This window comes from Arthrobacter saudimassiliensis (genome assembly GCF_059090665.1).
In genome coordinates, this window is sequence record NZ_JBNHFX010000001.1 from 211622 (window position 1) to 237502 (window position 25881).

General features: G+C 72.8%; 24 protein-coding genes. 12 read left to right on the forward strand and 12 right to left on the reverse strand.

The window, feature by feature from the left end:
* Window positions 1–127: 127 nt before the first annotated feature.
* The 4 genes from AC5RV6_RS00940 to mtrA are packed head-to-tail and all read right to left on the reverse strand — an operon-like array spanning window position 128 to window position 5217.
* Complete coding sequence (locus tag AC5RV6_RS00940; protein ID WP_494005413.1) at window positions 128–1021, reverse strand: ComF family protein; 894 nt, start codon at window positions 1019–1021, stop codon at window positions 128–130.
* A gap of 60 nt (window positions 1022–1081) precedes the next feature.
* Window positions 1082–2839: an LpqB family beta-propeller domain-containing protein gene (locus tag AC5RV6_RS00945; protein ID WP_494005414.1), complete on the reverse strand. Its 1758-nt coding sequence runs from the start codon at window positions 2837–2839 to the stop codon at window positions 1082–1084.
* The gene (gene mtrB, locus AC5RV6_RS00950) at window positions 2836–4539 is read right to left on the reverse strand and encodes an MtrAB system histidine kinase MtrB (protein ID WP_494005415.1); all 1704 of its coding nucleotides are present in this window, start codon (window positions 4537–4539) and stop codon (window positions 2836–2838) included. Before mtrB ends, AC5RV6_RS00945 begins: the two co-directional genes overlap by 4 nt.
* Window positions 4540–5217: an MtrAB system response regulator MtrA gene (gene mtrA / locus AC5RV6_RS00955; RefSeq protein WP_494005416.1), complete on the reverse strand. Its 678-nt coding sequence runs from the start codon at window positions 5215–5217 to the stop codon at window positions 4540–4542. It lies immediately after the preceding gene.
* Between the two features lie 588 nt (window positions 5218–5805).
* Between mtrA and AC5RV6_RS00960 the strand changes: the two genes are divergently transcribed.
* The 6 genes from AC5RV6_RS00960 to AC5RV6_RS00985 are packed head-to-tail and all read left to right on the forward strand — an operon-like array spanning window position 5806 to window position 11707.
* Window positions 5806–6771: a DUF7847 domain-containing protein gene (locus tag AC5RV6_RS00960; protein ID WP_494005417.1), complete on the forward strand. Its 966-nt coding sequence runs from the start codon at window positions 5806–5808 to the stop codon at window positions 6769–6771.
* Window positions 6762–7433 (forward strand): DUF4129 domain-containing protein, encoded by a 672-nt coding sequence (locus tag AC5RV6_RS00965; RefSeq protein ID WP_494005418.1) that lies wholly within the window; start codon window positions 6762–6764, stop codon window positions 7431–7433. The genes AC5RV6_RS00960 and AC5RV6_RS00965 overlap by 10 nt, the downstream gene beginning before the upstream one ends.
* Window positions 7430–8626: a DUF4350 domain-containing protein gene (locus tag AC5RV6_RS00970; RefSeq protein ID WP_494005419.1), complete on the forward strand. Its 1197-nt coding sequence runs from the start codon at window positions 7430–7432 to the stop codon at window positions 8624–8626. The genes AC5RV6_RS00965 and AC5RV6_RS00970 overlap by 4 nt, the downstream gene beginning before the upstream one ends.
* Complete coding sequence (locus AC5RV6_RS00975; protein WP_494005420.1) at window positions 8623–9759, forward strand: AAA family ATPase; 1137 nt, start codon at window positions 8623–8625, stop codon at window positions 9757–9759. The genes AC5RV6_RS00970 and AC5RV6_RS00975 overlap by 4 nt, the downstream gene beginning before the upstream one ends.
* Before the next feature lie 4 nt (window positions 9760–9763).
* Window positions 9764–11056, forward strand: coding sequence for a DUF58 domain-containing protein (locus tag AC5RV6_RS00980; protein ID WP_494005421.1), 1293 nt, complete (start codon window positions 9764–9766; stop codon window positions 11054–11056).
* 48 nt (window positions 11057–11104) lie between these two features.
* Window positions 11105–11707 (forward strand): DUF4166 domain-containing protein, encoded by a 603-nt coding sequence (locus tag AC5RV6_RS00985; protein WP_494006595.1) that lies wholly within the window; start codon window positions 11105–11107, stop codon window positions 11705–11707.
* A gap of 15 nt (window positions 11708–11722) precedes the next feature.
* Here the strand turns inward: AC5RV6_RS00985 and AC5RV6_RS00990 are convergent, their stop codons facing one another.
* Together AC5RV6_RS00990 and AC5RV6_RS00995 are read right to left on the reverse strand one after the other, a co-directional pair.
* On the reverse strand, window positions 11723–12808 hold the full coding sequence (locus tag AC5RV6_RS00990; RefSeq protein WP_494005422.1) for a uroporphyrinogen decarboxylase/cobalamine-independent methonine synthase family protein: 1086 nt from the start codon (window positions 12806–12808) through the stop codon (window positions 11723–11725).
* A complete protein-coding gene (locus tag AC5RV6_RS00995; protein WP_494005423.1) occupies window positions 12789–13169 on the reverse strand; it encodes a chorismate mutase in 381 nt (126 codons plus the stop codon). Before AC5RV6_RS00995 ends, AC5RV6_RS00990 begins: the two co-directional genes overlap by 20 nt.
* 106 nt (window positions 13170–13275) lie before the next feature.
* On the opposite strand from AC5RV6_RS00995, the gene AC5RV6_RS01000 reads away from it, so the two are divergent.
* Both AC5RV6_RS01000 and AC5RV6_RS01005 read left to right on the forward strand, forming a co-directional pair.
* Window positions 13276–13779 (forward strand): VOC family protein, encoded by a 504-nt coding sequence (locus AC5RV6_RS01000; RefSeq protein WP_494005424.1) that lies wholly within the window; start codon window positions 13276–13278, stop codon window positions 13777–13779.
* Window positions 13780–13892: 113 nt separating this feature from the next.
* Window positions 13893–14183: a hypothetical protein gene (locus AC5RV6_RS01005; RefSeq protein WP_494005425.1), complete on the forward strand. Its 291-nt coding sequence runs from the start codon at window positions 13893–13895 to the stop codon at window positions 14181–14183.
* 101 nt (window positions 14184–14284) lie between these two features.
* Here the strand turns inward: AC5RV6_RS01005 and mnmA are convergent, their stop codons facing one another.
* On the reverse strand, window positions 14285–15427 hold the full coding sequence (gene mnmA / locus AC5RV6_RS01010) for a tRNA 2-thiouridine(34) synthase MnmA (RefSeq protein WP_494005426.1): 1143 nt from the start codon (window positions 15425–15427) through the stop codon (window positions 14285–14287).
* The gene (locus AC5RV6_RS01015) at window positions 15424–16650 is read right to left on the reverse strand and encodes a cysteine desulfurase family protein (RefSeq protein WP_494005427.1); all 1227 of its coding nucleotides are present in this window, start codon (window positions 16648–16650) and stop codon (window positions 15424–15426) included. The genes mnmA and AC5RV6_RS01015 overlap by 4 nt, the downstream gene beginning before the upstream one ends.
* A 131-nt stretch (window positions 16651–16781) precedes the next feature.
* On the opposite strand from AC5RV6_RS01015, the gene AC5RV6_RS01020 reads away from it, so the two are divergent.
* From AC5RV6_RS01020 to AC5RV6_RS01030, 3 genes are read left to right on the forward strand one after another with little or no spacing between them, the layout of a single operon-like run.
* Window positions 16782–17744 (forward strand): J domain-containing protein, encoded by a 963-nt coding sequence (locus tag AC5RV6_RS01020; RefSeq protein ID WP_494005428.1) that lies wholly within the window; start codon window positions 16782–16784, stop codon window positions 17742–17744.
* A gap of 30 nt (window positions 17745–17774) precedes the next feature.
* Window positions 17775–18242: a tRNA (cytidine(34)-2'-O)-methyltransferase gene (locus AC5RV6_RS01025; protein WP_494005429.1), complete on the forward strand. Its 468-nt coding sequence runs from the start codon at window positions 17775–17777 to the stop codon at window positions 18240–18242.
* A gap of 9 nt (window positions 18243–18251) precedes the next feature.
* A complete protein-coding gene (locus AC5RV6_RS01030; protein ID WP_494005430.1) occupies window positions 18252–19052 on the forward strand; it encodes a class I SAM-dependent methyltransferase in 801 nt (266 codons plus the stop codon).
* A 63-nt stretch (window positions 19053–19115) separates the two neighbouring features.
* Here AC5RV6_RS01030 and AC5RV6_RS01035 read toward each other — a convergent pair whose 3' ends face one another.
* The 4 genes from AC5RV6_RS01035 to AC5RV6_RS01050 form a co-directional block, all read right to left on the reverse strand.
* Window positions 19116–19865 (reverse strand): PIG-L deacetylase family protein, encoded by a 750-nt coding sequence (locus AC5RV6_RS01035; protein ID WP_494005431.1) that lies wholly within the window; start codon window positions 19863–19865, stop codon window positions 19116–19118.
* Window positions 19862–20806 (reverse strand): electron transfer flavoprotein subunit alpha/FixB family protein, encoded by a 945-nt coding sequence (locus AC5RV6_RS01040; RefSeq protein ID WP_494005432.1) that lies wholly within the window; start codon window positions 20804–20806, stop codon window positions 19862–19864. The genes AC5RV6_RS01035 and AC5RV6_RS01040 overlap by 4 nt, the downstream gene beginning before the upstream one ends.
* A 64-nt stretch (window positions 20807–20870) precedes the next feature.
* The gene (locus AC5RV6_RS01045; protein ID WP_494005433.1) at window positions 20871–21686 is read right to left on the reverse strand and encodes an electron transfer flavoprotein subunit beta/FixA family protein; all 816 of its coding nucleotides are present in this window, start codon (window positions 21684–21686) and stop codon (window positions 20871–20873) included.
* 149 nt (window positions 21687–21835) lie between these two features.
* Window positions 21836–23410, reverse strand: coding sequence for a S1C family serine protease (locus AC5RV6_RS01050; protein WP_494005434.1), 1575 nt, complete (start codon window positions 23408–23410; stop codon window positions 21836–21838).
* 339 nt (window positions 23411–23749) lie between these two features.
* On the opposite strand from AC5RV6_RS01050, the gene AC5RV6_RS01055 reads away from it, so the two are divergent.
* Window positions 23750–25780, forward strand: coding sequence for a TPM domain-containing protein (locus tag AC5RV6_RS01055; protein ID WP_494005435.1), 2031 nt, complete (start codon window positions 23750–23752; stop codon window positions 25778–25780).
* The last annotated feature ends 101 nt before the right edge of the window (window positions 25781–25881 follow it).

Sequence of the window (25881 nt, forward strand, 5' to 3'; positions counted from 1 at the left end):
TGCCCTCCAATGGTTTCGGTGACACAACAACGGCCGCTGCCAGTTTCCTACGCGGCCGCTGCCGCAGGATGGCTCCTCTGCTTGAAGCCCTCCATACCCAACACGTTAGTTGAGATTCGCCCGTTATTCACGTTCCCGGGAAACCGCCCGCCGCCGTAGGCGCAGGGGCCGGTTCCGGGCCGCCCGCCGCCCCTGCCGCCGCCAGCACCACGGCCGCGCGGACGTCGACGCCGGCTGCCCGCAGCGCCCGGACCGCTTCGGCCACGGTGGCCCCCGTGGTCAGGACATCGTCAACGACGAGTGCGCTGCCGCCGACCGGTACGGCTCCGGGCCGCACCGACATGCGGCCGTGCAGGTTGCGGCGGCGGGCGGCCGCGCCCAGCCGCTTCTGGGACTGCAGGCCCGACCCCCGGGACATCTTCAGCACCGGCGCATAGCGGCAGCCGGCGGGCAGGCGGCGCTGCCGGGCCAGGCCGCGCAGCAGCCGGTCCAGCGGCAGGAAGCCGCGCCTGCGGTAGGAACCGGGAGACGGCGGCACCGGCACCAGCAGCAGCGGCCCCGGCACCCGCACACCGGCCGCATCCGGCCCCCGGTCCCGTCCGCCGAACGTGTCCGAGGCCTGGTGCAGCGCGCCTGCCAGGGCCGCGGCCAGCACCGGTCCCAGCGCCGTCAGGCCGCGCTGCTTGTAGCCAAGCAGGACGACGGCCAGCAGTCCGGCGTAGCGGCCGGCCGCCAGCACCGGCAGGACCCCGCCCTCCCCCGGCCGGTCCGGGAGGGACGCCGCTGAGCCCTCGGCACGGAACGGCCGAGCGGTGACGCGCCGCAGCCGGGCCCGGCACGGCGGGCAGAGCGGACCCTCCGGGCCGGCGCAGCCGAGGCAGGGTGAGGGCAGCAGCACCGCCAGCAGCTCACCGGCCGCCTGCGCGGCGGTTCTTCCGGCAGGTGTCAGCGCCAGCGCATCGAGGCGCGCTGGGATGTTCCGGCGGCCGGGTCCGGGGGGCCGGCGGGAGGGCTCACGCATGGGCGCAGCCTCGCTGCCGGCCGCGCGCGGCGACAGGGGGCGCCCGGTGGCTGTGGACGGCTAGCCGGAGAACGAGGGGTCGTACACCAGGGTGGTGGAGGCCCAGCCGGCCGGCGGTTCGACCATGGTGCACATGCCCACGGCGCCCTCGCCGCCGTCGTCGGACCGGCACGCCGGATCGGAGGCCACCACGAAAAGCTGGTTGATCCCGTTGCCGACGCTGAATCCGCTGATTCCGGTCAGCGTGCTGAGCCCGTCCTCGCCTTCCTCCTGCCGCCATCCGGTGCTCAGGACCAGCGGCGTGGAGCGGGCTCCGGTGTCGTTGAGCGCGACGTAGGTGTCCTCGCCCGCCCACTTGGCGGCGGTGACCGGGTCGTCGCTGCGCAGCAGCACCGGTTCGGTGAGCGCGGCGGGCACGCCCTCGGAGGAGCGCACGACGCCGGCCAGGTAGATCCGGGTCGTCTCGCCGGTGCGGGTGACCAGCAGGGCCCGGGCGCCCTCGCGTGAGATGCGCAGGGATGTCACGGTCTGCCCCGCCAGCCAGTCCGCGGTGATCCGGGTGCTGCCGGCTCCGTCGGTGGGCGCGGCAATCACCTCCGAGCCGCCGGGCACGGTGCCGGCGGTCCAGGCCCAGCCATGGGGGTCGATGCCGGGCGCCGTGAACGCCTCGCCGCGTCCCGCCTCGCGGACGGGCTGGTTCGGGGCTCCCACCAGCAGGGTGGAGCGGGCGCCGTCGAGGAAGGCGAAGGCATCCAGGCCGCGCGAGACGGCCGGATCCTGCGGCCCGAAGCCGGCGGCGGAGAAGCCCTCGATCGAGCGCGGCTGTTCATTTTCGTAGAACACCACTTCCCCGTCCAGCACGGCCACCTGCGTGGCGGGAACGGTCTGGCCGTCTTCGGGCTGGATCAGCTGGGAGCTTTCGCTGCCGAGGTCCACCGGCCGCTGGTTGGCCGTCATCTCCACCGAGTTGATGTTGTTCAGCTTCAGGTTCCGCTGCAGCTGCATCGCCATCTGCTGTCGGTTCAGGTCGGTCGCGTTCTCCAGCACATCCGCGCTGAGGTCGACGGTCGCCACCCCGTTGGCCTGCGGGACGGCGTCGCGCGCCAGGGTGGTGCCGGAGGGGAAGGCGCTGGTGACGGCGCCCTGCAGGTACGGCGCCGGGCCCTTGAGCAGGGCCTTGACGATGGCTGTGGCCATTCCGGAGCGCTGGACGAACCAGCGGGTGTCCGGCACCCAGTACTCATAGGTGCTGCTGTAGAAGTACAGGTTGTGGGAGGTGAAGATGAGGTTGAAGTTCACCTGGCTGAGCATGATCCCGTTCGGCACATCCGCGATGCGCCAGCCGTCTCCGGTGTCGGTCACGCGCACGGTGAAACTCTCGATGTGGCCCGGTTCGGCCGCCGTACGGATGCCGTCGGCGTCGATGCTGAAGGCCAGGCCCATCCGCACCTGGTAGGTGTTCTCCTCCGGCAGCGGCATGATCTGCGGCTGGTCTCCCCCGTAGACCAGCACCCGGTCCGTCGCGGACCAGCTGTCCGACAGGTTCCCGGCCAGGTACTCGCGGGCGACGCTGTAGTCCTCGCTCGTACCGGCCCCGGCGTTGATGAAGCCCTCGATGATGTCCTGCGGACTGGCCCCGTCCTCCGGGCCGGCCGGGGTGATGCGCACCCCTTCGCTGCCGTTGCCTCCGCCGGCCCCCACGGTCTGGGTGCCGACGGGACCGACGGTCGGTATCGAGGAACAGCTCTGGACGAACAGCAGCAGGGGCACCAGCAGCACCAGCAGCAGGCGGCCGCGTGGACGGCGTGCAGGGCTCATGACGGTTCCTCCTCGTCGCGGACCGGACCGCCGGGCAGCAGCTGGCGGTGCCCGGCCCGCAGGCTGTCATACGGGGACAGGGGCACGGGCGAGATTTCGAAGGTGCCGCCCTCGCGCCGGGGCAGGGTCAGCCGGAAGCAGGACCCTTCGCCGGGCCGGCCCCAGGCCTGGAGCCAGCCGCCGTGCAGGCGGGCGTCCTCCAGGGCGATGGACAGGCCCAGGCCGCTCCCGCCGGTGGTGCGGGCCCGCGCGGGGTCCGCCCGCCAGAACCGGTCGAAGACGTGTCCGGCATCCTCTTCGCTCATGCCGATGCCGTGGTCGCGCACGGCCACGGCCACGGCGTCCGCGTTGGCGCCGATGGCGATGTTGATCGGCCGGCCTTCCCCGTGCTCGGCGGCGTTCACCACCAGGTTGCGGATGATGCGTTCGATGCGCCGCGGGTCGGCGTCCACCACGCAGCGTTCCTCGCGGGTCACCACCGACACCTCCGATCCGGCCTTGAGCAGCAGGGGCTCGGTGGCCTCGATGACGTCCCGCACCACGCCCACGATGTCGGTGGGCTCCATGTCGGGGGCGGCGGCGCCGGCGTCGAACCGGGAGATTTCCAGCAGGTCCGCCAGCAGCGCCTGGAAGCGCTCGACCTGGTTGTACAGCAGCTCGGCGGACCGCCGGCTGATCGGATCGAAGTCGGCGCGGGCGTCGTAAAGGACCTCGGCGGCCATCCGCACGGTGGTCAGCGGGGTGCGCAGCTCATGGGAGACGTCGGAGACGAAGACCTGTTGCATGCGGGAGAGCTGGGCCAGCTGGGTGATCTGGTCCTGCAGCGTGGCCGCCATGTGGTTGAACGAGGCCGCGAGGCGGGCCACCTCGTTCTCCCCCCGCACGTCCATCCGTTCCTGCAGCTCGCCGGCGGCGAGCTTTTCCGATACGACGGCGGCGTCACTGACCGCGCCGACGCCGGCCTTGGTCACGATCCAGGCGATGGTCCCGATGATCACCAGCAGCAGCCCGCCGGCGATCCACAGGATGCCGTGGATGCCGTCCAGGGTGTCCTGCATCGAGGACAGGTCGTAGATCAGGTAGAGGGCGTACTCGGACCGGTCCGGCGGGAGCGTCACCTTGGTGCCGAACGCCAGGCCGGGCCCGCCGCTGGGCAGTTCCAGGGCCGACCAGTACACCCGGTCGGCATCGCTGACGGCGTCGGAGGCGTCGACCGCGTCCGCGAGGGCCACGGGGATCTGGCTGGCGGTGAAGTTCAGGCCCTGCGGCGAGACGTACGGATCCCGGTGCAGCGGCTGGAGCAGGTAGCTGCGGGGCTCGTCAATGCCCTCGCCTTCCAGCAGGGACCGCGTGTCGGAGACCAGCCGGTCCGTTTCCTCCCGGTCGGTCGCCGTGGTGGTCCGGAAGACCTCCTTGACCTTCATCAGGTCGGCCGAGGACTCCGCAAGGTACTGGTCGAAGCGTTCCTCATAGAGGGCGCCTGCGATCTGGTGCGAGAGGAACGCTCCGACCCCGCCGCAGGCGAGGGCGACCAGCAGCAGCGTGGAGGTGACGGTCTTGAACAGCAGCGAGCGCCGCCAGCGGTTGGCCACGCGCTGCAGCAGGTGCCGCTGCAGGAACCGGCCGCCGCGGCGGACCCGGTCCAGCATCGCCGCGTGCAGGGCGCGTGCCCGGGACGGCGGAGCAGCGGTGGCCTCCAACTAGCTTTGGCCGGCCTTGTAGCCGACGCCGCGGACGGTCAGCACGACCTCCGGGGCCTCCGGATCACGTTCAATCTTCGAGCGCAGGCGCTGCACGTGCACGTTCACGAGCCTGGTGTCCGCGGCGTGGCGGTATCCCCAGACCTGTTCCAGGAGCATCTCGCGGGTGAAGACCTGCCAGGGCTTGCGGGCGAGGGCGACCAGCAGGTCGAATTCCAGCGGGGTCAGCGCTACCGACTGCCCGGCCCGGGAGACCGCATGGCCGGCGACGTCGATCTCCACGTCTCCGATCCGCAGGGTTTCCGGGGAGCGCTGGTCCACGGGGCGCAGCCGGGCACGGACCCGGGCCACCAGTTCGGCGGGCTTGAACGGCTTGGGCACGTAGTCGTCGGCACCGGATTCAAGGCCGCGCACGACGTCGGCGGTGTCGGACTTCGCGGTCAGCATCACGATGGGTACGTCGGACTCGCCGCGGATGCGCCGGCACACCTCGATGCCGTCGATGCCGGGCAGCATCAGGTCCAGCAGGACCAGGTCGGGCCGGGAGCTGCGGAAGATCTCCAGCGCCCTGGAGCCGTCCGCGCAGAAAATGGGGTCGAAGCCGTCGTTCCGCAGGACGATGCCGATCATCTCGGCCAGCGCCTCGTCATCGTCCACGACCAGAATGCGTGCCTTCATTGCTCCCTGTTCCGTTGGTCTGCCCTCCCGCACCGCGGCGGAAGCGCCCGCGTCCGGACTCGCGGGCAGCTGGACCCGGACCCGGGCGGGCCATGTCATCCCTATCATCCTAAGGGAAGGTTGCCTGCCGCCCGGTTTGGGGGGTGCCGCGTCGGCGGCAGGAACTATAGTCGGTTCAGGACCAACACGGCGTTTCTTGGGGGACAGATGGGTCAGGACAATCACAACGGCGGGGAGGAACCGCACCGGAGCGGACCGGCGGACCCGCCGGTGCCGCCCGTGCCGCCGCAGCCGGCAGCGCCGGCTTGGGGCACTCCCCCGTCCCAGGACAGCCCCCAGTGGCAGCCCCCGCAGCAGGGTGCCCCCGGCTCCGGCCCCTCAGGGCAGTGGGCTCCGCCGCCGGCGTGGGGCGCCCCGCCAACGGGTGCCGTCCCGCCGCCGTGGAACCAGCCGCCGGGAGCCGTCCCGCCGGTGTGGGGCGCTCCCTCTCCCGGGCCGATGCCGCAGCCCTGGGGCCAGCCGGCACCTGCCTATGTCCCTCCCCCGCGTCCCGGGATCATTCCGCTGCGCCCACTCGGCCTCGGCGAAATGATGGACGGGGCCTTCCAGGCCTGCCGCCGCAACGCGGGTGCCACCTTCGGATCCGCCGTCATCGTCATGGCCGTGGTCTCCCTGCTGTCCTGGCTGGTCACCAGCGCGACCTACGATTTCGACGTCCTGCTTGATCCGGCGCCCAGCGATGAGCAGGTCTTCTCGTTCCTCGGCGGGTATCTGGGCGGCAGCCTCCTGATCGGCCTGGTCACCGCCGCCGGCATCTTCCTGCTCCAGGGGCTGCTGGTGCTGGTGGTGGCCCGGGCGACGCTGGACCGGCGGACGGCGTTCGCCCAGCTGTGGCGGCTTGGAACACCCAGGCTGCCGCGTCTGCTGCTGCTCCTGCTGCTGTGGTGCGGGGCGGGGGCCGCGGCGACGCTGCTGGTCGGCGGCCTGACGGCGCTGAGCGTCCCCGCGCTGGGCTGGGGCGCAGTGCTCGTCGGGATGGTGCTGGCCGCCGGTGCCGGGGTCGCCGCGCTCTGGGCCGGCACCAAGCTGTGCCTGGCTCCGGCCGTTCTGGTGCTGGAGGACTGCGGCGTGCTGGCCTCGCTGCGCCGCTCCTGGCGTCTGACCGCCGGAAACTGGTGGCGCACGTTCGGCATTCTGCTGCTGACCTCCCTCATTGCCGGCGTGATCACCTCGGTGGTCGCGACCCCGGTCAGTCTGCTGGCAGGACTGCTGGCTGGCTCCGTGGCCGGCGAAGACCCCGCCGCCTATCTGAACCTGGTGCTGCCGGCCACCCTGCTTGTCACGAATATCTTCGCGGCGGTGGCCTATGCCTTCCAGTCCTCGGTCACCTCGCTCCTCTACGTGGACCTGAGGATCCGCCGGGAGGGCTTCGACGTGGCGCTGCTCCGCGAGCAGGAAAACCCCCGGCCGGATCCCGATGCCGTGCCGGGTGCGGGCCCGGCCCCCGCCGGCCCCGGGCCCCGTCCGCAGCCGCCGTCGGCGCCATGGAGCTGACCGGGGTTTTCCACCGCGGGGTGCCGGTGCTTCCCGACGAGGAAGAGGCCCGACGCTGGATGGAGCAGGAGCTGTCCCGGCCGGTGTACGAGGAGGCCGAGCCGGGCCTGACCGAGCGAGCCCTTGCCGCGCTGGCCGAGTGGCTGGACACGGTGCTGACCGGGCTGGGGTCCGCCGGCCCGGTCACCGGGGTGCTGGTCCTCGCGGCCATCGCAGCGGTGGTCCTCCTGCTGGTGGTCCTGGTGATCCGGCCCCGGCTGAACGCCTCGCCCGCCGGAACCCGCCCGGTCTTCGACGACGAGGCGCCCTCGACCGCGGTGGACCACCGCCGCCTGGCCCGTGAAGCGGCCGGCCGCAGCGACTGGAATGAGGCGCTCACGCAGCTCCTGCGCGCGATGATCCGCGACGCCGAGGAACGGGTGGTCCTGGAGCCCGTGCCCGGGCAGACGGCCACCGAAGCGGCCTCCCGGCTCTGCGCGGCCTACCCCGCGGACGCCGCCGGCATCAGGTGGCTGGCCGAGCGCTTCAACGAGGTCAGGTACGGAGCCGGCGTTGCGACGGCGGCGGATGCCGCCCGGGCGGAGGACCTGGACTCCCGGCTCCTGGCGGCCGCGCCCGCCGCTGCACCCGCGGCCGGCCCGTCTCCGGCGGTTCCGCGATGACCGGGCTGCAGACCGGCACCCCCCGCCCGGCCGGGGCCGAAGGCTCCACAAAGGCGACCCGTCGGCGCGGACGGCTGCTCTGGACCGCGCTCGGGCTCCTGCTGGTCATCGTGGCCGTCATCGGCTCGCTCGGGCGCAGCGGCAGCAGCGGCGAACCGCTGGGGCCCGGCAACCCGTCGCCGGAGGGGGCAATGGCCGTGGCCGAGGTGCTCGGTTCCCGCGGCGTCGACGTCCGCGTTCCTGCCGGCTATGAGCAGGCGTTGGAGGCATCGGGGCCGGATACGACGCTGTTGCTGCATGATCCCAACGGATGGATCGACGCCGAGCGGCTGCAGGCGCTGGCCGAGCGAAGCAGCCGGGTGGTGCTGCTGCGCCCGGACCTCGCCCAGCTCTCGGCCGCCGCCCCGGAGATCAGCGCAGCGGGGCTGGTGCCGGAAAGCCTTGCCGCCGGGGACGGCGACGGACCGCAGGAGCTGCTCGCCGACTGCGCGGCTGCCGATCCGTCCGCCGCACGGAGCATTGACGCCGGCGGACAGCTCTACCGCGGACCCGTAACCTGTTTCCCGGTGCCGGACGGCCCGGCCGGAGCCGGCAGCTACGCCGCCACCGCCGACGGCACCGCAGTGGTGCTGGGCAACCCCGACCTCCTGGCCAACAGCACGGTTGCCTCGCGCGGCAACGCCGCCCTGGTGCTGCGGACCCTGGGCTCGGAGCCGACCCTCGTCTGGTTCTCCCCCACGGCCGCCGATTTCCTCCCCGCGGAGGACGCCGCCCAGGCCCCGCCGCTGCCGGACTGGGTGGGGCCGGTCGCGGTCTGGCTGCTCATCGTCGCCGCCCTCGCCGCGTTTGCCGCGGGACGCCGGCTGGGACCGCTGGCCGTTGAACCCCTCCCGGTGCTGGTGCGGTCCTCCGAGACCGCCGAGGGCCGGGCCCGCCTGTACCAGGACGGCCGCGCCGCCGACCGCGCCGCGCAGGTGCTGCGCTCCGGAACCAAGGTCCGCCTGGCCCGGTTCCTGCGCCTGCACTCCACCGCCGGTCCGCAACAGCTGGCCGCAGCCGTAGCCGCAGCATCGAACCGCCCGGTCCACGAAGTACAGCAGCTGCTTTACGGGCCGCTGCCGGCCGACGACGCCGATCTGGTCCGCTGGGCACAGTCCATCCAACACCTAGAGGAAGAGGTCCTCGGATCATGAACCAGCCGCATCAGTCCTGGCCTGCCCGGCAGCCCGGAGGCCAGCCACCCACAGCGCCGCCCGGCGCAGGCTGGTCCGGCGGCCAGGCCCGGCAGCCGGCGCCCGCTGCGGCCGCCCAGCCTGCCTCGGCGGCCGCCCCGCCCGCTGACGCGCCACAGGGCCAGATTGCCGGCCAGTCCCCCGCCGATCCGGTCCGGCACGCGCTGATGCAGGTACGGGCCGAGGTGGCCAAGGCCGTGGTGGGCCAGGACGCCGCCGTGACGGGACTGATCATCGCGCTGCTGGCGCGGGGGCACGTCCTGCTCGAAGGTGTGCCGGGCGTCGCCAAGACGCTGCTGGTCCGCAGCCTCTCCGCGGCCCTGTCCCTGGACACCCGCAGGGTGCAGTTCACCCCTGACCTGATGCCCGGCGACGTCACCGGTTCACTGATTTACGACGGCCGCACCTCGGAGTTCAGCTTCCGCGAAGGCCCGGTCTTCACCAACATCCTGCTGGCGGACGAAATCAACCGCACCCCGCCCAAGACGCAGGCCTCGCTCCTCGAAGCGATGGAGGAGCGCCAGGTGACGGTGGACGGGGTTTCCCGCCCGCTGCCGGAACCCTTCATCGTCGCCGCGACGCAGAACCCGGTCGAGTACGAGGGCACCTACCCGCTGCCGGAGGCCCAGCTGGACCGGTTCCTGCTCAAGCTCACCCTCGACCTGCCCCCGCGCGAGGACGAAATCGAAGTGATCCGCCGGCACAGCGGCGGCTTCGACCCGCGGGACCTGGGCGCGGCCGGTGTGCGTGCGGTGGCCTCCGCCGACGATCTGGCCCGCGCGCGCCAGGCAGTGGCCGCCGTCGGCGTCGCGCCGGAGGTGCTTGGCTACATTGTGGACCTGGCCCGTGCCACCCGCACGGCCCCGTCCTTCCAGCTGGGCGTGTCCCCCCGCGGCGCCACCGCCCTGCTGAACACCTCCCGGGCGTGGGCGTGGCTGTCCGGGCGCGGCTTCGTCACTCCCGATGATGTGAAGGCGCTGACCCTGCCCACCCTGCGCCACCGAGTGGCGCTCAGCCCTGAGGCTCAGATGGACGGCGTACGGGCGGACGACGTGCTGGCCGGCATCCTGGCCACCGTGCCCGTGCCGAGGTAGGCCGGTGGCGGTCTCCGCGCGTTTCGTCCTCCTTGCCGCCGCCGGGACGGTGGCGGTCTTCCTGTGGCCGCAGGCTGTGACCATCTGGCTCTGGGTGCTGTTCCTGGCCGCAGCGGCGGCCCTGGACCTGCTGCTGGCCGTCTCCCCCCGCCTGCTGTCCGTCACCCGGGACCCGCTGGACCGGGTTCGCCTGGGCGGGCAGGCCCGGGCCGGGCTGGTGGTCCGCAACCCGACGGCGCGGACCCTGCATGCAGTGCTCCGGGACGGCTGGCAGCCCTCGGCCGGCGCCCGCAATCCCGTGCACCGGCTCACGGTGCCCGCCGCGGAGGCCCGCCGGGCGGCGACGCTGCTGGTGCCGGAGCGGCGCGGTGACCTGCGCGCCGAGACGGTCACCGTGCGCAGCTTCGGTCCGCTGGGCCTGGCCGCGCGGCAGCGGTCCCTGCCGGTTCCGGGCCTGCTGCGGGTGCTGCCCCCGTTTGCCTCCCGCCGCCATCTGCCCAGCCGGCTTCGCCGGCTGCGGGAGCTGGACGGCAACGCCACGGTGCAGCTGCGCGGCGCCGGCACCGAGTTCGACTCGCTCCGCGACTACGTGCGCGGCGACGACGTGCGCTCCATCGACTGGCGGGCGACGGCGCGGCGCCGCGACACCGTGGTGCGCACCTGGCGTCCGGAGCGTGACCGCCGAGTGGTGATTGTGCTGGACACCTCCCGCACCGCGGCCGCCCGGATCCAGGACGAGCCGCGGCTGGACACCGGCATTGAAGCGGCCCTGCTGCTGGGCGCACTCGCCGGCGGCGCGGGAGACCGGGTGGACCTGCTGGCCTTTGACCGGCGGACCCGGGCCCGGGTGGACTCCGCGGCGAAGGGCAACCTGCTGAACCGGATGGTCGAGGCGCTGGCCCCCGTGGAACCGGAACTGATCGAGGCGGACTTCTCGCTGCTGCCCTCCGCCGTTCACGGGATATCGCCGCGGCGTGCCCTGGTGGTGCTGTTGACCACCCTGGACTCCGGTGCGGTGGAGGACGGCCTGCTGCCGTTCCTGCCGCAGCTGCTGGAGCGTCATCTGGTGGTGGTGGCTTCGGTGCGCGATCCTGAACTGGACGCGATGCGGGCACGCCGGGGCACCGCAGCCGAGGCCTACCGGGCCGCCGCCGCGGAACGCGCCCTGCTGGACCGGGCCTCGGTCACCGCCCAGCTGCGGTCCATGGGTGTGGAGGTGGTGGATGAGACCCCGCAGGAGCTCCCGCCGAAACTCGCCGACATGTACATCCAGCTCAAGGCCGCAGGCAGGCTGTAGCCGCGGCTGCGGTGCCGGGCGGCGGGAGAGGAGGCCGGCGTGACCGGCATGTACCACCAGGTCCTCGGTGCGGCCTTCGACCGGCTGCAGCCGGAGCTCCGTGACTACTTCTCGCTGCCGATCGGCGCCGTCGGCAGGGGGAACGGGATGTTCACCCGCGCGGGCTGCCCGCGGCCGGCCCTGCGGCCGCTCATGCGCGCGGCGCCGCTGCGCGGAGCCTTCTTCGGGGACTACGGCGAGCAGGTGCCGTTCAGCATCGAGAACCGCGCCCATCCGGACGCCGCCGGCCGCCCCGCGCTGACCGCGGTGCGGACCTTCCGGTTTCCCTCGGCCACGCGCGTTTTCGAGGACACCACCACCCTGGTGGCCCCGGACCGGCTGCAGGATGCGCTGGGCACGGGGCGCCGGCTGATCACCGGGCTCGCCCTGTCGCCGGGGGCCGACGGGGCGCTGGTGATGGATTCCTTCGGCGCGGTCCTGGTGCTCGGACCGGTGCGGGTGCCGCTGCCGGGACCGGCGGGGGCATCGGCACGCGTCGTCCAGTGGTGGGATGCGGCGTCGGGCCGGTTCCGGATCAGTGCCGAGGTCCGCCAACGGCAGCTTGGCACCGTCTTCGTCTACGACGGCGCCTTCGACTACGCGGTGGGCTGAGCCCGCGGGGCGCGCTCAGGCGTCGGCGGCGACCTGTTCGAGGGCCGACGCCGTCTGGGTCAGCCGGGCCAGCACGGACCGGGCTACGGCCGGCGGGGCCGAGGCGAGCTCCGCGGCCGGAACCGGGGCCAGCGCCGGCAGCTGCCGCAGCGGCAGGCCGACGTCACGCCAGGGCCGGAGCACCGAGTCCACCAGGGCGGTCACCTGCCGGACCTGCATGCCCGGGGCCGGAAGCGGAACCAGCCCGAGTTCGATCCGCCGCCCCTCCTCCACGGTCCGGGCAACGGTTTCCCAGTCCCGTGCCTGGAGCCCGGCGGCGGGAAGCCCGAGACCGTCGTACCCGGCGGCCAGCGCCAGGTCGGCGGCGGAGGCGGCGGCGCGGTCGGCGGGGCGGCCGACGCCGGGCAGCACCAGTACGGTGTCCGCCCCGGCTTCCGCCGCGGCGTCGCGGATGAGCTGCCAGGTGCGCCGTGCCTCGGCGTCCGGCACCGCGCGGAGCGTGCGGTAGCCGCTGGCGGTGGGAATGCGTCCGCGGAGCACCCGCTCGGCGTCGGGCTCCTCCACGGCCAGGACCAGCCGGGCGCCCGGCACCGCTTCGCCGGCACGGTGCAGATATGCTCCCAGGCCTGCGGCCAGCGACTCGGCCAGTTCGCGCCGGGCGCCGGCGTCGGCCAGCGCCCGCTCGCCGTTGTGCAGGTGCAGGCCGGCCGCCAGGCTCAGCGGCCCGACCAGGGACAGCCGCAGCCCGGTGGACGGCCGCTCTTCCTCTCCGGCCAGGTCCGCGAGAGTGTTCAGGTCGCGGGACAGCAGCGCCTGGGCGCGGGCCAGGTCGCGGCCGGGCCGGTCGACCAGGCGCCATCCGTGCGGCTGCAGGTCCACGGGAAGGTCCACCAGCAGGGAGGCCGTGCGGCCCACCGCGTCTGCTCCGATTCCGCGGTCCGGCAGCTGGGGCAGGAACGGCAGGTGCGGCTCGCCCAGTTCGCCCCGGCTGATCCGGATCGCCTCGGCGACGTCCGTCCCGGGCCAGCCGGGCCCCGCGGTTGCGGCGACCGTGGTGGGCGCAGGTTCAGGGAGTGCGGACTCAGCTGTCGGCGCGGCCATTTCCGTTTCCGTTCCGGGTCTCCGAGATCGCCTGGTGGTGCCGGATGACCTCGCTGATGATGAAGTTGAGGAACTTTTCCGCGAAGGCCGGGTCCAGATGGGCGTCAGCGGCCAGCCTGCGGAGCCGGGCGATCTGTGCCGCTTCCCGGCCTGGATCGCCCGGGGGAAGCCGGTGCTCGGCCTTGAGGTGGCCCACCCGCTGGGTCGCCTTGAACCGCTCAGCCAGCAGATACACCAGGGTGGCATCGATGTTGTCGATGCTGCCGCGCATGGCGAGCAGTTCCGCCATGACCTCGTCGGGGACATGGCCGGTCAGCGAACTGGCAGCCGGGTCAAACTCATCCTCGGGTGTATCAGTCATTGTTCCAGTCTAGGGTTTGCTCTGCGGCGCCGCGGACCAGGTTACGGCCCGCCGACGCCGGCCGGGGCTTGCGGTTGCCGCTGCGGCAAGGTGAACAATGGCGGGTATGAGCGAAAACTTCGACGCCTTCTCCATCAGTCCGGTTCCTCCGCCCGGTCCCGGAGCGACGGCTCCGGAGATCTACCGCGGCATCTACGGCATGCCCATGTTTGTCACTCTGCCCACCGCCGATCTGGCCGCGTCCGTAGATTTCTGGACCCGCGGCCTGGGGTTCATCGACCTGTTCACCATTCCGGGGCAGCTCACCCACGTGCGCCGCTGGGCCTTCCAGGATGCCCTCCTGGTGCCGGGCGTACCTGCGGCCGAGGCGCCCGCCGCCACCGTGAGCTACGCCTGCGTGCTGGATGAGATCGAGGCCATCGCGGCGGCCTGCAGCGAGCTGGCTCCCGGCTGCACCGCCGGGCCCCGGCCCACGCCCTGGAACACCGTGGACCTGGAGATCCGGACGCCGGAGAACACCCGGGTCGTCTTTACCGCCGGCCGGGCCCTGGAGCCGGGCAGCGAGCAGGCCAAATGGCTGCAGGAGGCAGGCTTCGACGTCCCCGGCTGACCGCCCGGCAGAGCGTTGAGGGACGCCCTGCCGCAGTGGTGTGGCAGAGTATGGGCCATCCACGCGGGAGGTGCCGGACGGCGCCGGGACCCGCTCGGCGGAAGGAGCACGGCATGGGAAGCGGCGCCAATCCCCTGGTCCCCTCGCAGTGGGAGGTGCTGGTCGGCGGCATGGGATTCCTGATTATTGCCCTGCTGATCCATGCGGTGATCGCCCTGGCGTACAGCCGGCTGGTGAGCGGCCCTGAACGGCTGGGCCTGCTTGCCGCCTGCCTCCTGCTTCCGGTGGTCGGGCCCGCCGCGACGCTGCTGCTCCTGCACAGGCTCAAACGCCATCAGAGGGCTGCGCAGCCGGGGGGACCGGGCACAGGCGCGGGGACACGCCGCAGCGGCCTGCGCAGTTGACGCGCCGCTGATCGGTCAGCCGCCGAGGTAGGACCCCACAGCCTCAGGACCCGCGGCACGTGGGAGTCGTCGGATGCGCTGCCGGGACGGAGACGCCCGGGTCAGGAAACGGCGGCGGGGTCCCACTCGAGCGAGCGGGCCGAGTCAATGGTCGCCTGCCCGAGCACCCGGGTGCCCTGGTAGAGCACCATGGTCTGTCCGGGCGCGACGCCGCGCATCGGTTCGGTCAGCCGCACCACCAGCTCCGCCGGCGCCTCCGGATCCGCGGACGGCTCCATCCAGGCCACAGCGGCCTCCGGGTCGCCGTGCGCGCGGACCTGGACCATGCAGTCGAACCGGTCGCCGGTCTCCACGGCGGCAATGGGCAGGCCCGCCCAGGAGACCTTGATGCCGCGCATCTGGTCGATGTTCAGCAGCTGCTCGGGACCGACCACGACCTTGTTTTCCTTGGGCCGGATCTCCAGCACGAAGCGGGGCTTGCCGTCGGCGGCGGGCCGGCCGAGCTTCAGGCCGCGGCGCTGGCCGACGGTGAAGGCGTTGGCGCCGGGGTGGGTGCCGAGCTTCTCGCCGTCGGGCCCGACAATCTCCCCTTCGCTCATCTCGATGCGTTCCTCGAGCCAGCCACGCGTGTCGCCGTCGGGAATGAAGCAGATGTCATGGCTGTCGGGCTTGTTCGCCACCGACAGGCCGCGGCGTTCCGCTTCGGCGCGGACCTCGGCCTTGGAGGGCGTCTCGGCCAGCGGGAACATGGCGTGCCGCAGCTGCTCATGGGTGAGCACGCCGAGCACGTAGGACTGGTCCTTGGCCCAGTCCGCGGCCCGGTGCAGCTCGGGGTTGCCGTCGGCGTCGGTGATGACCTTGGCATAATGGCCGGTGCACACGGCGTCGAAGCCCAGGGCGAGGGCCTTTTCCAGCAGGGCGGCGAACTTGATCCGCTCATTGCAGCGCATGCAGGGGTTGGGGGTGCGCCCCGCCGCGTATTCGGCCACGAAGTCGTCCACGACGTCTTCCTTGAACCGCTCGGAGAAGTCCCAGACGTAGTAGGGGATGCCCAGGATGTCGCAGGCGCGCCAGGCGTCCCTGGAGTCCTCGATGGTGCAGCAGCCGCGGCTGCCGGTGCGCAGGGTTCCCGGCATGCGGGAAAGCGCCAGGTGCACCCCGACGACGTCGTGCCCGGCGTCGACCGCCCGGGCGGCGGCGACGGCGGAGTCCACCCCGCCGCTCATTGCTGCCAATACCTTCATGCCGTAAAACCTGTCCCTGCCGTTTGGATGCTGCTTGCCTGGCCGGAAAGTCCGGCCTTCTTCGCCCGCCCGTGCGCTTCGGGCAGGGCGGCCACCAGTGCGTCAACGTCGTCGGGCCCGGATGTATGCCCGAGGCTGAACCGCTGCGCGCCGCGGGCCTCGGTTTCGCTCAGCCCCATGGCCAGCAGGACGTGCGACGGGCGCGGCACGCCGGCCGTACAGGCCGAACCGGTGGAGGATTCAATGCCGGCGGCGTCGAGCAGGAAGAGCAGCGAGTCGCCCTCGCAGCCGGGGAAGGTGAAGTGCGCGTTGCCGGGCAGCCGGGTACCGGCGCCGTCGGCGTCCCGCGGGCCCCGCAGCACGGCGTCCGGCGCGGCGCGCTCGACGCCGGCGATCAGCGCGTCGCGCAGCGCCCGCAGCCGGGTCCCCTCCTCGGGCAGGCGGGCGACGGCGTCCCGGGCCGCGGCGGCGAACGCGGCGGTGCCCGGGGTGTCCAGGGTGCCGGAGCGGATGTCGCGCTCCTGGCCGCCGCCGTGCAGCACCGGGGTGAGCTTGACGGCGCGGCCGACAACGAGCGCCCCGATGCCCACCGGCGCGCCGATCTTGTGGCCGCTGACCGCCATGGTCGCCAGCCCGGAGCTGCGGAAGGAGACGGGCACGGCGCCGAACGCCTGCACGGCGTCCGAGTGCATCGGCACGCCGTGCCCGGCGGCGAGCCCGGCGAGGGCGGCGATGTCCTGGACGGTGCCCACCTCGTTGTTGGCCCACATCACCGTGAGCAGGGCCGTGCGGTCGGCGTGCTCGGCCAGCTCCCGGCGGACGGCCTCGAGATCGACGAATCCCTCGCCGTCCACGGGAAGCCAGACGACCTCGGCGCCTTCGTGCTTCTGCAGCCACTCGACCGTGTCCAGCACGGCGTGGTGCTCGATTCCCGCGCACAGGATCCGGGCCCGCCGCGGGTCCTCGGCCCGCCGGGCCCAGTAGAGGCCCTTCACCGCGAGGTTGTCCGCCTCGGTGCCGCCGGAGGTGAAGATGACCTCGGACGGGTGGCAGTCCAGCGCGGCGGCGAGGATCTCACGGGACTCCTCCACCACCATCCGGGCACGCCGGCCCGAGCCGTGCAGCGAGGACGGATTGCCGCTGCGGCTCAGTTCGTGGGTGAGGGCGGCGAGGGCCGAGGCCGAGATCGGCGTGGTCGCCGCGTGGTCAAGGTACACGGGCACCCGACAATTCTAGCCGCAGTCCATGGCCGCCTGTCCCCCGGGCCGCCGCTACAATTGACCCAGCTTTTACGGCGGGCCGATGCCGCAGGCTTCCACCGGCCCGGACAGCCCGCCTTTTGGAAAGGACCCGCGTGAGCCCGTCAGGCAGGACCCACTACGACGTCCTCGGGCTGGCCCCCACCGCCACCGCCGCCGAGATCAAGGCCGCCTGGCGCCGCGCGGCCCGTGATTTCCACCCGGACCGGGGCGGCAGCGACGCCCGCTTCCATCAGGCCGCCGAGGCCTACGAGGTGCTCTCGGATCCGGGGCGGCGCGCCGAGTATGACCGCCGGCTGGGCCGCGGGGCGGGAGACGAACCTCACCCGGCCCGGGCCGCCGGCACGGCAGCGCACCCGGGCGCCGGCCCCGTAGCCTCGCCGGCTGAAGTGCTGAACCGGCCACCGCAGTTCAGCCCGGATTTCTCGCCCTCGCAGCCTCCGGTCCTGCCGCTGACGCTGGCTGGCCGGCAGGTGCACGGGGAACCCCGCCGGCCCGGCGTGCTGCAGCGGATGGGCGCCGCCGGATCCCGGTGGGAGGCCGAGCAGCGCACGGTCGCCCTGCTGGAGCAGGTCCTGCTGCCGGATTACCCGTCCGCCCGGCTGATCAGCGGCCTCCGGATCCCCGACACCGGGCCCCGCGGAGGCACGCTGGAGATCGGCCACGTGGTGATCGGCGGCTACCGGATGGCGGTGATCGACTCCGCCATGGCCTCCTCCGGGCACTACCGGTGGGACGGCCGCCAGCTGCGCAGCACCGGTCGGAGCCCGGGCCTGCAGCATCTGCCCGAGGCGGTGCGGACCCTGCAGGGGCGGTTTGGCGAGTTCAACGTCGCGGGCTGGCTGGTGCTCCACGATCCGCGGGGCAACCCCTTTGAACCGGTGATCGACTATCCCCCGCAGGCCGCCGGCACTCCCCGATCCGCTCCCGCCGATGTACGTCCGGTCAATGCCGGTACCCTGGGCCGGGCCCTGCGCCGCTTCTTCAGCGAAGGCCCGCAGCCCGCCGTCGTCCGCCTGCCGGTCCTGGGTGCACTGATCGAGGCTGCGGACCGCTGACCCAAACCGCCGCTGGCATAGGATGGAGGAGTGTTCCGCATCCTCTTCCACACGCCTGAAATTCCGGGCAACACCGGCAACGCGATCCGCCTGGCCGCCATCACCGGCGCCGAGCTGCACCTGGTGGAGCCGCTGGGCTTCGACCTGAGCGACGCCAAGCTCCGCCGCGCCGGCCTCGACTACCATGACCTGGCCGTCCTGCACGTGCACCCGGACCTCGAGACGGCGTGGAAGGCGCTGGAACCCGAACGCGTCTACGCCTTCACCACCGACGGCGAGGCCTCCTACACCGACATCGCCTACCAGCCCGGAGATGTGCTGATGTTCGGCCGGGAATCGGTCGGCCTTCCGGAGGAGGTCAAGCACGATCCGCACATCACTGCGCGGGTACGCCTGCCCATGCTGCCCTCGCTGCGCTCGTTGAACCTCGCCAATTCCGCCTCGATCGCCGTCTACGAAGCCTGGCGCCAGCACGGCTTCCCCGGCGCCAAGCTCTAAGGAGCGTCCATGCCCCTGACCCCCACCGGCTCAGCCTTCCGCGAAGACGCGGAACACTTCGAACGGCTGGCCCCCTCGCTGTGGAATCCCGTCGGCAACGCCCTCGTCGCGGCGGCGGAGGTGGGCCTGGGCGACAGGGTGCTCGACGTCGGCTGCGGCACCGGCGCAGCGACGATTCCGGCGGCACAGACCGCCGGCCCGGACGGATACGTGGACGGCCTGGACCGCTCCGCCGCGATGCTTGAGGCTGCCGGAGCCAAGGCGCAGACCCTGAACCTGGACACGGTCCGGCTGCACGCGGCGGACCCGATGCAGTGGGAGCCCGCTGAACCGTACGACGTGGTGCTCACGGCCTACGCGGTGTACGGGCTGGCTGACCTCGATGCGGGAGCCGCACGCCTGGTCGCCATGCTGCGCGCGGGCGGAACGCTCGCGCTGAGCGCCTGGGCCGACGGCGCCCTGGTTCCCTTCGGACCGATCCTGGCCGAGGCCTGCGCCGCAGAGGGCGCCGATCCGGGCCCTGCCGGGGAGCTGGCCGAGCGGATCGGCAGGCTGAACACCCCGGAACGGCTGCGGGACTGGCTCACGAACCTGGGCCTGGAAGAGGTCCAGGTGCAGTCCGTTCCGGCCACCGTCCAGCTGACCCCCGAGCTGGCCTGGTCCCTGGTGCTGGGCTCGGACCTGCGGAGGCTGCTGCCGGCGGATCCGGCGGCCGTGGAGCGGGTGCGTACCCGGCTGCTGGGTGAGCTGGGCGCGGAGTTCGCCTTCAACGCCGACAGCCTGCTCGCCGTCGGACGCCGCCCGGCCTGACCTTGGCCGGCCCTGCCGGCGCCGGCGTGGTCCCTGCCCGGGTCTGTTCGGGCAGGGACGGGGTCAGAACCCGGCGATGGTGTCCGGGGTGTTGACGCCCACGGCGTGGAAGACCTCCGCGCTGCGGCCGGCCGGAAGCCCGTGGCGGGCGGCGTTGTCCTGCAGGAACCCGCGCACCGAAGCCTCCATGTGTGCCAGGTCCGGATGCTGGCTGGCATGCAGGCGGATGGCGGCCAGCTTCCGCTCCACCGTGTCGGTGACGTCGACCGCCCGGTTTTCCCGCTCCCGCGGCGCGCCGTAGAACCACAGCCACGGCACCTTCCAGGCCGCCAGGCCGGACTCCGCCAGCTCCGGATAGGCGAAGGGATTCTCCGCCGCCGGGTACACCGCGCGGGTCACGATCTCGCCGCAGGCCAGGTGGTCCGGATGCGAGGCCTGGATGCGGTCCCAGTTGCGCTCCGGATGCATGGAGAGCACGACGTCGGGACGCACCTCCCGGATCAGCGCCACAGCCTGTGAAATGACCCGGTGGTTGGGCTCCAGGTAGCCGTCCCGCTCGCCGAGGAACCGGACGTCATGCACGCCGACCAGCTCGGCGGCGGCGCGCTGCTCGGCGCTGCGCAGGTCCGGCACCGCGTCCCGGTCCCCCGGCTCGAACCCGCCGGCGTCGCCGGCGGTCATCACACAGTACGTCACCTGCGCGCCGGCGGCGGCCCAGGCGGCCACCGTGCCGGCGGCGCCGAAGTCGACGTCGTCGGGGTGGGCCGCGAAGGCCAGCACCCGCCGCGGCACGGCGGCGGCCGGGCCGGTCACGAGCGGCGCTTCCGGATCTCCTCGGCGGCCTGGGGCAGCACCTTGAACAGGTCGCCGACCACGCCGAAATCGGCGATCTCGAAGACCGGGGCGTCGGCGTCCTTATTGACCGCCACGATCACCTTGGAGGTCTGCATGCCGGCCTTCTGCTGGATTGCTCCGGAGATCCCGGCGGAGATATACAGCTGCGGGGAAACCGTCTTGCCGGTCTGCCCCACCTGGGCGGAGTGTTCGATCCAGCCTGCATCGGTGGCGGCGCGGGAGGCGCCCACCGCTCCCCCGAGCAGGTCGGCGAGTTCCTCCAAAGCCCCGAAGTCGCCGTCGACGCCGCGGCCACCGGCCACGATCACGCGGGCTTCGGCGAGGTCGGGGCGGCCGGTGGAGATCCGGCCCGAGCGCTCCGTGACGCGGGCAGCGGCCGGCACCGGCTGCGGCTCGACGCTGCGCCGGGCCGCGGGAGCCCCGTCGGCGGGTTCCGCCGGCTCGGCGCTGTTGGCCTTGACGGTGATGATCGGCACCCCGGAGCGCACCCGGCAGGTGGAGGTGTAGGCGCCGGCCAGGACCGACTTCGTGACCGACAGGTCCGGGGCCACGGCTACGGCGTCGGTGACGACGCCGGAACCGAGCCGGACGGCAGCGCGGGCGGCGATCTCCCGGTCTTCGAAGGAGTTGCCCAGCAGCACCGCGCCCGGCTGCGCCGCTTCCACGGCCGCGGCGAGGAAGGCGGCCTTGGCGGCGACCAGGACGTCAGGCAGCTCGGCGGCGGGCTCGAGCACCTCGGCCACGCCGAGGCGCCCCAGCGCACCGGCTGCCGCGTCGGAGACGGGATGGGGGCAGGCGACCACCGGCTCGCCCAGGGTGCCGGCGATGGCCAGCAGCTCCCGCGCAGCGCGTGTCAGCTCGGCGGAGGAAAGATCGACAAAGACCAGGACGGATGCCATGGACTCTCCTATTCGGTGCGGTGCGGTGCCTGCGCCGCGGCTGCGGCAGGCCCGACGGGAGGGGCTAAAGAAGCTTCTGGGCGGCGAGGAAGTCGACCAGCTGCACGCCGGCATCACCGGTGTCGCTGATGACGGTGCCCTGCCCGCGCGGCGGACGCGGGGCGGCCGCGGCGACCTCGGTCCAGGATCCGGCGGCGCCGACCTGCTCCGGGGCGAGCCCGATGTCGGCCAGCGACAGGACGGTCACCGGCTTCTTCTTCGCCGCCATGATGCCCTTGAAGTTGGGGTACCGGGGGTCATTGGCCTGGTCGGTGACGGACACGAGCGCGGGCAGCGGCGCCTCAAGGCGCTCGGAGAAGGAGTCGCCGTCGCGGCGGACCCGCACGACGTCGCCGTCCAGCTCCAGCTCGGCGGCGAAGGTCAGCTGGGCGACGCCCAGCCGTTCGGCGAGCTGGGCCGGGACCAGCGAGGTTTCACCGTCGGTGGAGGACATGCCGGTGATGATGAGGTCGGGCTCGCCCAGGTGCCTGATCGCTGCGGCGAGCGCCAGGGAGGTGGCCGCGGCGTCGGACCCGGCCAGGGCCTCGTCCGTGAGGTGCACGCCGGCGTAGGCGCCGATCTGCAGGGCCTTGCGCACGGCGTTCGCCGCCGGAGCAGGCCCCATGGCCAGCGCGGTGACCCGGTTTCCCGCGGCCTCTCCGCCGCGTGCCTCGGCCAGCTGCAGGGCTGCCTCGATCGCGTACTCGTCCAGCTCTGAAAGGATGCTCTCGGACCGGTCCAGGGTATGGCCGGGGCCGTTCAGGTGGCGGTCGAACTGTGCGTCGGGGACGTGCTTGACCAAGACGACAATGTTCAGCGGGGTGGTGGCTGGCTGCTGCATCCCGGCCTTTCCTTCTCAGCGGTTCCCGGCCGGGGTGTCCGGCGGGCGGTCCGACCGGCGGCGGACCCGGGTTTAAGCTAATCACACGTGAGCCGCCCCTGCCCGCCGGTTCCGGCGGGCAGGGGCGGCTCAGCGCGTGCTGACGGGCCCTACTGGTCCGCGGAGTCCCCGAGGGTGACCTCGGCGGTCTGCGGCTGCCCGTCCCGGGTGTAGTCGATGCTTACCTTGGCTCCGGCGGGCTGCATGCGCACGGCCGCCGTGAGGGCCTGCGCGTCGGTGACCGGAATGCCGTCGACGGCGGTGACCACGTCGCCGGGACGCAGCCCCGCCCGGGCGCCCGGGGAGTCCGGCACGGTCTCGGCGACCTCCGCGCCCACGGTGAACGAGGAGGTGTCGCTCGCCGTCGCCGGCTGCACCGTCACACCCAGGAACCCGTGGCTGGCGGAGCCGGTGTCGATGATTTCCTCGGCGACCCGCTGGGCGTAGCTGATCGGAATCGAGAAGCCGACGCCGATGTTGCCGCCCTCCTCGCTGGAGGAGGTGCTGGACGCCGAGGCGATGGCCACGTTGACGCCGATGATCTGCCCGGACGTGTTGACCAGGGCCCCGCCGGAGTTGCCGTGGTTGATCGCGGCGTCGGTCTGGATCACGTTGAGGAAAATGGAGCTTGACGCGGTGCTCTGGTTCTCGCTGGAACCGTCCGGCGGAGCGAACCGGAACCAGTTCTCGTCGTCGGGCGCCTGCTCGGAGGTGTCCGACCCGTCCTCGGGGGCGGCCGAGGACTGAACGCTGATGGTGCGGTCCAGGGTGGAGACGATCCCGTCGGTCACGGTTCCGGCGAGGCCCAGCGGCGAACCGATGGCGATCACCCGGTCCCCGACATTGAGGTCATCGGAGCTGCCCAGCTCGGCCGCGGTCAGCCCGTCGGCGTCGACCTCGACGACCGCCAGGTCCGAGAGCGGGTCGGTGCCGACCACGGTGGCCTGGAAGACACGCCCGTCGTTGAGCTGGACGGAAACCGAAGGGTCCGCGGCCGTGCCGCCGAGGGTCACCACGTGGGTGTTGGTCAGGATGTGCCCGTCGGTGTCCAGGATGATGCCGGAACCGGTGCCGCTGGAGCCGCCGGCGGAGACGTCGAGGGTGACGACGCTGGGCGAGGCTTTGACGGCGGCGGCCGTGACCGCGTTGACGCTGTCTTCGTTGTTCACGATGACCGAGCGTTCCTGGCCGGTGGTGCCTGCGGTGACGTCGCCGTTGTCCAGCACCGCGTCGGCTCCCACGGCCACTGCGCCGCCGAGCAGGCCGGCGATCAGCATCGCCGAGACGAGGGTTCCGGTGCCGTGCCGTCGCCGGCCGGCAGCTGCCGGCGCTGCTCCGGGGGCCTGGCCCAAACCGCCGTAGGGTGCCGATCCGGCGCCGGAGCCGCCCGGGTTCGGGCTGCCGGTGCCGGAGGCGTACGGGTCCGCCGGTGCCGGGCCGGTGCCGTAGGAGCCGGTGCCGTTGTAGGCGGTGCCGTACGGAGTGCCCGCGTAGGGCGGGCCACCGTAGCCGCGGGCCGTTTCCTGCGGCGCGGCGTGGGCTCCGCCGGCCGCCGCGTTCTCCGCCGCCTGGACGCCGGTGTCCGCCGCCGCGCCGTGCGCGGAAGCGCCGCCGGACGGCGGGGCCGGCGGACGCGGAGGCAGCGGGCGCTGCGGTCCTTCGGTACCCCCGAAATGCTCAGACATGTGTGGTCGTCCTTTCTGAGGTCGGAGCGCCCGTAGGGCGCCTCCTCACTATCGCAGGGGTTCCTGTGACTCCATTCTATGAACGCTGGACATCTGCTGGGAACCGGCAGGGAGCCTCCTTGGCGCGGGAGGACAGGAGGCGGCGCCGCGGTTGCCCCAGGGGTCCAGACTGCCGGCGTCGGTGCACGTCATCCGGGCAACGCCCAGTTTTCCGTGGTGGACTGGCCTCAGGGCCGGACCATAGAATCGGGGCACAGGGCCCGCAGCGGCGCATCGGCTCCGCTGCCGCTGCACCCGGATCGGCCGGACGTGGAACATACGGAACCAGGGGTTGGATAGATGCGGTTGAGGACCACGCGGCTGACGGCCGTGCTGATGTTGAGCGCGGCGGCGGTGTGGCCCGCGGCCGCCGCCCACGCGGAGCCTCCGGTGACGATCCCGCCCGGCCAGTACGTGGTCGACGACAGCGGCGTGCTCGGCGGCGACGCCTCCCGGGTAACCGATGCCATCACCGAGGTCCAGTCCGAAAGCGGCTACACGCTCTACGTCGTGTACGTCGATTCCTTCACCTCGCCCTCCGACGCCGAGGCGTGGGCGCAGGACGTCGTCACTGCCAAGAACATGGGCCCCCGGGAGGCGCTGGTCGCGGTCGCCACGGAGCAGCGCAACCTCCAGGTCGCCGTCCGCGACGACAGCCGCATCGACGATGCCCGCCAGGAGGCAATTTACAACGCCGCCGTCGAGCCCCTCACGGGCAACAGCGACCCCTCATCGGCTGACTGGGCCGAGTCCGCAGTGAACGCCGCCGAAGCCCTGGGCACGGGCCGGAGCGCAGGCAGCGGCAACAACTCAACCGGAGGATCTTCCATGGTGCCGCTGCTCGTGCTGTTCACCGCCGTCGTCCTGGGCGGAGTCGCCGCCTTCATGTTCATCCGCCGCGGCCGGGGCGGGAAGCCGCAGGTAACCCGCGGCCCGCAGCCCCGCGGGCAGGTGCAGGCCCCGGATCCCCTCGACAGCGTCAGCATCCCGGACCTGCGCAAGCGGGCCGGAAGCCTCCTGATCGCCGCCGACGACGCGATCAAATCCAGCGAGCAGGAGCTGGCCTTCGCCGAGGTTCAATACGGTTCCGACGCCGTGCGCACCTTCAAGGACGACCTGGCCGCCGCGCAGCAGCACATGGCGGAGAGCTTCAAGCTTCAGCAGCAGCTCGATGACCACATCCCCGACACCGAGGAGCAGCAGCGGACCTGGCTCAAGGACATCATCCGCCGCTGCGAGAAGGTCAACGAATCGCTGCAGGCCCACAAGGCCGACTTCGATTCGCTGCGCGAGCTCGAACGCACGGCGCCGCAGGCCCTCGACGCGGCCCGCGCCTCGGCCGCCGAGGCCCAGCGGCGCCTGGACCGTGCCTCCGAGTCCCTGGCCCAGCTGCGTTCGCGGTACTCGGACAGCGCTCTGGCCCAGATCAGCGACAACACCGACCAGGCCGCCCAGCGGCTGGAGTTCGTGGGCGAAGCCGCCGCGCAGGCCGAGGAAAAGCTGGCCGCCTCCGATTCCTCCGCCGCCGTCGTCGCCGTCCGGGCCGCCGAGGAAAGCGTGCACCAGGCCAACCTGCTGCTGGATGCCATCGAGCGGACCGGGCGGGACCTCGATGCCGCCCGGGACGAGCTGCGCACCGCCATCGCCGATGCCCGGCAGGACCTTGCCCAGGCCCGGGCGCTGCGGGACCGTGGCGGCCAGCCGGCGCTGGCCGGCCCGATCGCCGCAGTCGAGGCGGCCCTGCAGACCGTCGAGGAGGACTCGGCGGACGGCCGGATCGATCCGGTGTCCCTGCTGCGCCGCGTGGAGCAGGCCAACGGCCAGCTCGACTCGGCCCTGGCCGGCATCCGGGACCGCCAGGACCAGGAACGGCGGGCTCGTGAGGCCCTCTCCCACGCCCTGATGTCCGCCCAGGCGCAGATCTCCGGCACCAGCGACTACATCCGCGCCCGGCGCGGCGGGGTCGGCAGCGAGGCCCGCACCCGGCTGGCCGAGGCCGAGCGCCACCTGCAGCAGGCCGTGGCCCTGCAGTCCTCCGACCCGGTCTCCGCACTGTCCTACGCCCAGCAGGCCGACGTGATGGCGGCCCAGGCCGCCGAGATGGCGCGGCAGGACGTCGACGGCTTCGGCGGATACGGCGGCGGGGGCTTCGGCGGCGGGTTCGGCGGCCGCGGCGGGGGCAGCGGCCTCGGCGGCGCCATCCTCGGCGGCATCCTCATCGACTCCATCCTTCGCGGCGGAGGAGGCGGCGGCTGGGGCGGCGGAGGTTTCGGCGGCTTCGGCGACGGCGGCGGCGGCGGGGACTTCGGCGGCTTCGGCGGCAACTTCTAGCCGGCCCGGCCGGAAAATCCCCGCCGCGGCACCGAAGCGCGGAGCGGTTTCCCATTCCCACAGTTTTCGACCCACAACGAGGCACAGCGAAAGGCAGAAAC